The sequence below is a fragment of the Stenotrophomonas sp. genome, from assembly GCF_032103445.1.
In the GTDB taxonomy this organism is placed as follows: Bacteria; Pseudomonadota; Gammaproteobacteria; order Xanthomonadales; family Xanthomonadaceae; genus Stenotrophomonas.
Genome location: NZ_DAMDFR010000129.1, coordinates 1 through 4434, shown reverse-complemented (window position 1 = coordinate 4434; position 4434 = coordinate 1). Strand labels below are relative to the sequence as shown.

3 protein-coding genes and 2 pseudogenes are annotated in these 4434 nt (G+C 70.6%); all 5 read right to left on the bottom strand.

Annotation, left to right across the window (positions count from 1 at the left end; all coding sequences use genetic code 11):
- Positions 1–810: pseudogene (locus RT551_RS21260) on the bottom strand (protein BatD); the annotation flags it as partial.
- Between the two features lie 92 nt (positions 811–902).
- Entirely contained in the window at positions 903–2657 is a 1755-nt protein-coding gene (locus tag RT551_RS21255) for a tetratricopeptide repeat protein (protein WP_313462175.1), read from the bottom strand.
- Complete coding sequence (locus tag RT551_RS21250) at positions 2624–3634, bottom strand: VWA domain-containing protein (RefSeq protein ID WP_313462172.1); 1011 nt, start codon at positions 3632–3634, stop codon at positions 2624–2626. The genes RT551_RS21255 and RT551_RS21250 overlap by 34 nt, the downstream gene beginning before the upstream one ends.
- Positions 3631–4092: a DUF4381 domain-containing protein gene (locus RT551_RS21245; RefSeq protein WP_313462170.1), complete on the bottom strand. Its 462-nt coding sequence runs from the start codon at positions 4090–4092 to the stop codon at positions 3631–3633. Before RT551_RS21245 ends, RT551_RS21250 begins: the two co-directional genes overlap by 4 nt.
- Positions 4089–4434 (bottom strand): annotated as a pseudogene (locus RT551_RS21240) (DUF58 domain-containing protein); the annotation flags it as partial. The pseudogene RT551_RS21240 and the gene RT551_RS21245, both read right to left, overlap by 4 nt.

Here is a 4434-nt window from a genome sequence, read left to right as displayed (position 1 = left end):
CGGCGGCGGGGTGGCCGGAGCCGCGCTGCTGCCCTGCCCCACAGTGAGGGTCAGGTCCGGCAGCGTGGCGGTCTGCGCCTGGGCGTTGCGCACGTCCCACCACGGCATGCGCAGGCCCGGCACCACCAGGGTGCCGGGCCTGCGCGGGACGATGGCATAGCGTCGGGTCAGCTTCAGCTGCGGGGTACTGCCGTTGAAGCTCTCGTCGTACTGCGCCGGCTCGGCAAACACCTGCGCTTCCGCACCGGCGTCGATCTCCGGCAACTCCGGGAACTGCGCGCGGGTGGCCCCGTCCGCGACGGCCTCGACCACGACGGTCACCGCTTCTCCGGCGCGGGCACGGGTGGGTGCGGCGGTATAGCGCAGGCGCAGGTCGTGCAGCGGCAACCACGGCTGCGGGGCTGCGGCCGGCTGCGGCTGGACCTGCAGCGGCTGGTCCGGCGCAGTGGCGCGCAGGCGGCCATTGCCGCCACCGAACATCTCATCGAAGAAGCCCCCGGCCGCGCGCCCTTCGAAGCGCGCCCCCGGCAGCAGCAGCGGGCCGCTACGCTCGGGGATCAGCAGGTAGCGCCGTTCCACCAGGTTGTAGCGGCGGCCATTGACCTCGCGCACCAGGCTGCGGTCCTGCCCGACCCGCTGCATCGAGGCACCGTCAGGCGCGTCCAGACCCAGCTCGCCCGACAGCAGCTGCGAGGCGTAATACAGACGCACCACCACGCCTACGCTCTGCTGCACGTAGGGGTTGCGGTCATCCACTTCCATTTCCAGAAACGCGGTCGCATTGCCGCGCACCGGTGGGGCCGTGCTGGAATCCACCGGCGGCATCTGCGCGTGCGCGGGCGTGCCCAGCGCCAGCAGCATGCCCAGCGACACCGCACAGGCCAGCCGTTTGAAGAGCGCACTCATCGTCCTTCCTGTCTCCTGCGTTCGTTTTCGCGCTGGAACTTGGCCCGCAGCAGGCTGCCGGGATCGTCGGGCACGCGTCGCATCCAGGCTTCGACCGCTTGGCGCTGTTCGCGCTGCTGCGCGGTTTCGGCCGCCGTCTGCGGCGGAGTCTGGCTGGGATCACCCTGCCCGGACTGACGCTGCAGCGCCTGGCGCATGCGCTCGCGCTGCGCGGCGTCCGCGCGGGCCTGCTCAGCCGGATCGGGCTGGCCTTGATCCTGGGATTGGCCATTGTTGCCCTGTGAGGGCGGTGGCGTTCCGTTGGAAGAAGTTTTCTGTTGTTGCTGTTGCTGCTGTTTCTGCTGTTGCTGTTGTGACGGGGTCTGCGACGACTGCGAAGACTGGCCCGGCTGCTGTTGCTGGCCCTGCTGTCCGCCGGAAGGCGGTTTGCGCTTGCGTGCCGCGTCGACCGCCGCGCGGTTGGCGACTGCATCCGGCATTCCGGGTTGCAGCTTCAACGCCTGGTCATAGGCTTCGATGGCCGCATCAAACTGCCCCTGCCGGGCCAGCGCGTTACCGAGGTTATAGCGCCCTTCGGCGCTGTGGACCGGTTCGAACTGCTGCTGCGCGGTGGCGAAATCGCCCTGACGATACGCGTCCACGCCGGTGGACAGGCGCTGCTGGTCGCGCTGGTCGGCGCGCTGCCACCAGTCACGCTCGGCCGCCTGTACCGGGGCCGGCATCAGCAGCGGGCCGCAGAACGCGCACAGCACCACCACCGCCACGCCGCGCCGACGGAACGCCCACAACGACAACACCAACAACGGCGGCAGCAACCAGTACCCCTCGTCCTGCCAGGAGCGCGACTGCCCCGGACGCAGGTCACCATCGCCACCACGCGGGCGTAATACGTCCAGCGCACGCAGGTCGGCATCGTCATCGCCCAGCCGTGCATAGGCGCCACCGCCGGCGTTAGCCAGTGCCCGCAGACTGGGCTCGTCCAGCTGCGCGCGTGCGATCTGCCCGTCATCGCCGCGATATGCCGCCCCGTCCGGCGTGCCCAGGCCGAGCACGGAGACCCGCATCTGCTGGGCCTTCGCGCGTGCGGCGGCGCTCTGGTCAGCCGCGTCGGCGCGATCGGTGATCAGCAGAATGTCGCCCTGTTTCGCACCGGACTGCTGCAGCAGCAACACGGCGGCATCCAGCGCACGCGCGGCCTGCTGGCCATCGCGCGGCATCACGTTGGGATCCAGTGCGTCCAGATACAGGGCCACGTTGGCGCGGTCGGCGGTCAGCGGGGCCACGGTAAACGCATCATCGGCGTAGACCAGCAGCGCCACCTCACCGCCGCTGCGCTCGCGCAGCAGGGTCGCCAGTTTGGCCCGCGCCTGCAGCAGCCGCGACGGTGGCAGGTCGCTGGCACGGACGCGGCTGGACAGGTCCAGCGCAATCACCAGCGGTGACGGGGTCTGCCATAGCGGCTGGGCGGATTGACGCCAGCTGGGTCCGGCCAGGGCCATCACGGCCAGGGTCCAACCCGCCAGCAGCAGGACCAGCACCCACCACGACCGGCGCACACCCGGCACCAGCAGGTGCGGCAGCAGGTGCGCATCGACGGCATGCAGCCAGACGCTGGCGCGGCGGCGACGCCAGTGCCACAGCAGCGCGATCAGCGGCAGCGCCAACAGCGCCCACAGTGCGTCGGGGCGCAGGAAATGCAGGTGCGCAAGCACGTCCATCAGCGCCACCGCCGGGGCAGCAGCCAGGCCCATGCGCCCAGCAGCACCGCTACGCCGAGCGGCCAGGGGTAGCGCTCGATGCGCGGGCGCACCGCTTCGCCCGGGGCCACGATCGGCTCCAGCCGGTCGAGCTCGGCATAGATGCCCGCCAGCTGGTCGGTGTCGCGCGCGCGGAAGGCACGGCCACCGGTCATCGCGGCGATTTTCTGCAATGTGGCTTCGTCGACCGGGTCTTCGCCGGCGGCGATCTGTACGCCGAACAGGCGCAGCCCGCCTTCACCGCCAAACCCGATGGTGTACACCCGCACGCCTTCGGCCTTGGCCAGCTCGGCCGCGCGCAACGGCGTCAGCACGCCGGCGTTGTTGACACCGTCAGTGAGCAGAATCAGTACCCGTTGCCCTTCGGGTTGCTCACGCAGGCGCTTCACGCCCAGTGCAATGGCATCGCCGATGGCGGTGTTGTTGCCGGCCAGCCCCAGCTCACTGTCGGTCAGCTGGGTGCGCACCGTGGCCAGGTCGGCGGTGATCGGGGTCAGCGTATAGGCCCGGTCGCCGAAGATCAGCAGACCCACGCGGTCGCCCGCACGCCGGTCCAGGAAGTCGGCCAGCACCGCTTTGGCGGCCTGCACACGTTGCACGATCTGTGCGCCCAGCTGCATGTCCGGTTCGCTCATGCTGCCGGAGAAATCCACCGCCAGCATCAGTTGCCGGCCCTGCTGTGGCGGCACGATCGGCTCGCCCAGCTGCTGCGGTCGTGCTGCGGCGACGCACAGGCTGATCCACGCCAGCCATAACAGCAGTCGGCCAGGCCGCAGCACGGACAGCCGAACGCCGGCGCTGCCCAGCGCAGCCAGTGATTCAGGTGCATAGGGCACGCGCAGCGCCGGACCGGCGTCATTGCCTGCGGGCAGGAAACGCATCAACAGCGGCAACGGCAAGGCCAGCAGCAGCCAGGGCCATGCCAGGGAATCCAGCCAGGACAACGCTGCCGGCAGCGCGAAGGCGATCATGTGCGCAGGCCGGTCATCAGCTGCACGAAGCGGTCGCGCGCCAGCGGGCGCAGCCGCGCCACGGCAGCGGCATCCACCTCACGACGGTACCCGCCGTCGAGCAGCAGCCGTCCTTCCCCTGCGGAGAACGCCGGATTCTCCGGCGCATCGAGGAACTGCAGCCATTCTGTGCCCTGCAGCAGCTCCGCCCCCGGCTTGCGCAGCCGTGCCGCGCGGCGCAGCAGCTCGGCCATCGCCGCCACTTCGTCAGCCGGGGTGGCCGCAGCCGCCAGCGCGGTCGCAAAGTGCTGCTGCCAGCGCCGTCGCAGGCGGCGTCGACGCGCACGCCATGCCCACGCAAGCAATGCGGTCAGCGCGCATGCGCCGATGACCAGCCACCAACCCGGCGGCAAGGGCCACCAGCCCGGTGCGGCCGGCAGGTGCACATCGCGCAGTTGCAATGCAGTGGCTGCGTTCATGCCACCACCGCAGTGGGAACCGGACCCAGCCAGGCATCACTGGGATCGTCGCTGGCGATCACCTGGACCCGGATGCGGCGGGAACCCAGGGTGTGCTGCAGCGCCTGCAGCGGAGTGACGAAGCGCTGTTCCCAGTGTGCGCGCACCGCGGGGTTGCCCAGGTCCAGCGCCACTGGCTGGCCCTGGCTCTGGAACGGCAGCAGGCCGCTGGGCGGAGCCAGCTCCAGCGGGTCGACCAGCAGCATCAGCTGCACGTCGTGGTGCATGGCCAGCCCGGCCCAGCGCGAGGCCTGCACGTCCGCTGCGCGGGTCGGGTCGGCCAGCACCACCACCCGTGCGCCC

What these genes read in the sequence shown, in the direction of transcription:
- RT551_RS21255 (WP_313462175.1), bottom strand. Translation starts at nt 2,657, where the DNA reads ATGGGCCTGGCTGCTGCCCCGGCGGTGGCGCTGATGGACGTGCTTGCG.
- RT551_RS21250 (WP_313462172.1), bottom strand. Translation starts at nt 3,634, where the DNA reads ATGATCGCCTTCGCGCTGCCGGCAGCGTTGTCCTGGCTGGATTCCCTG.
- RT551_RS21245 (WP_313462170.1), bottom strand. Translation starts at nt 4,092, where the DNA reads ATGAACGCAGCCACTGCATTGCAACTGCGCGATGTGCACCTGCCGGCC.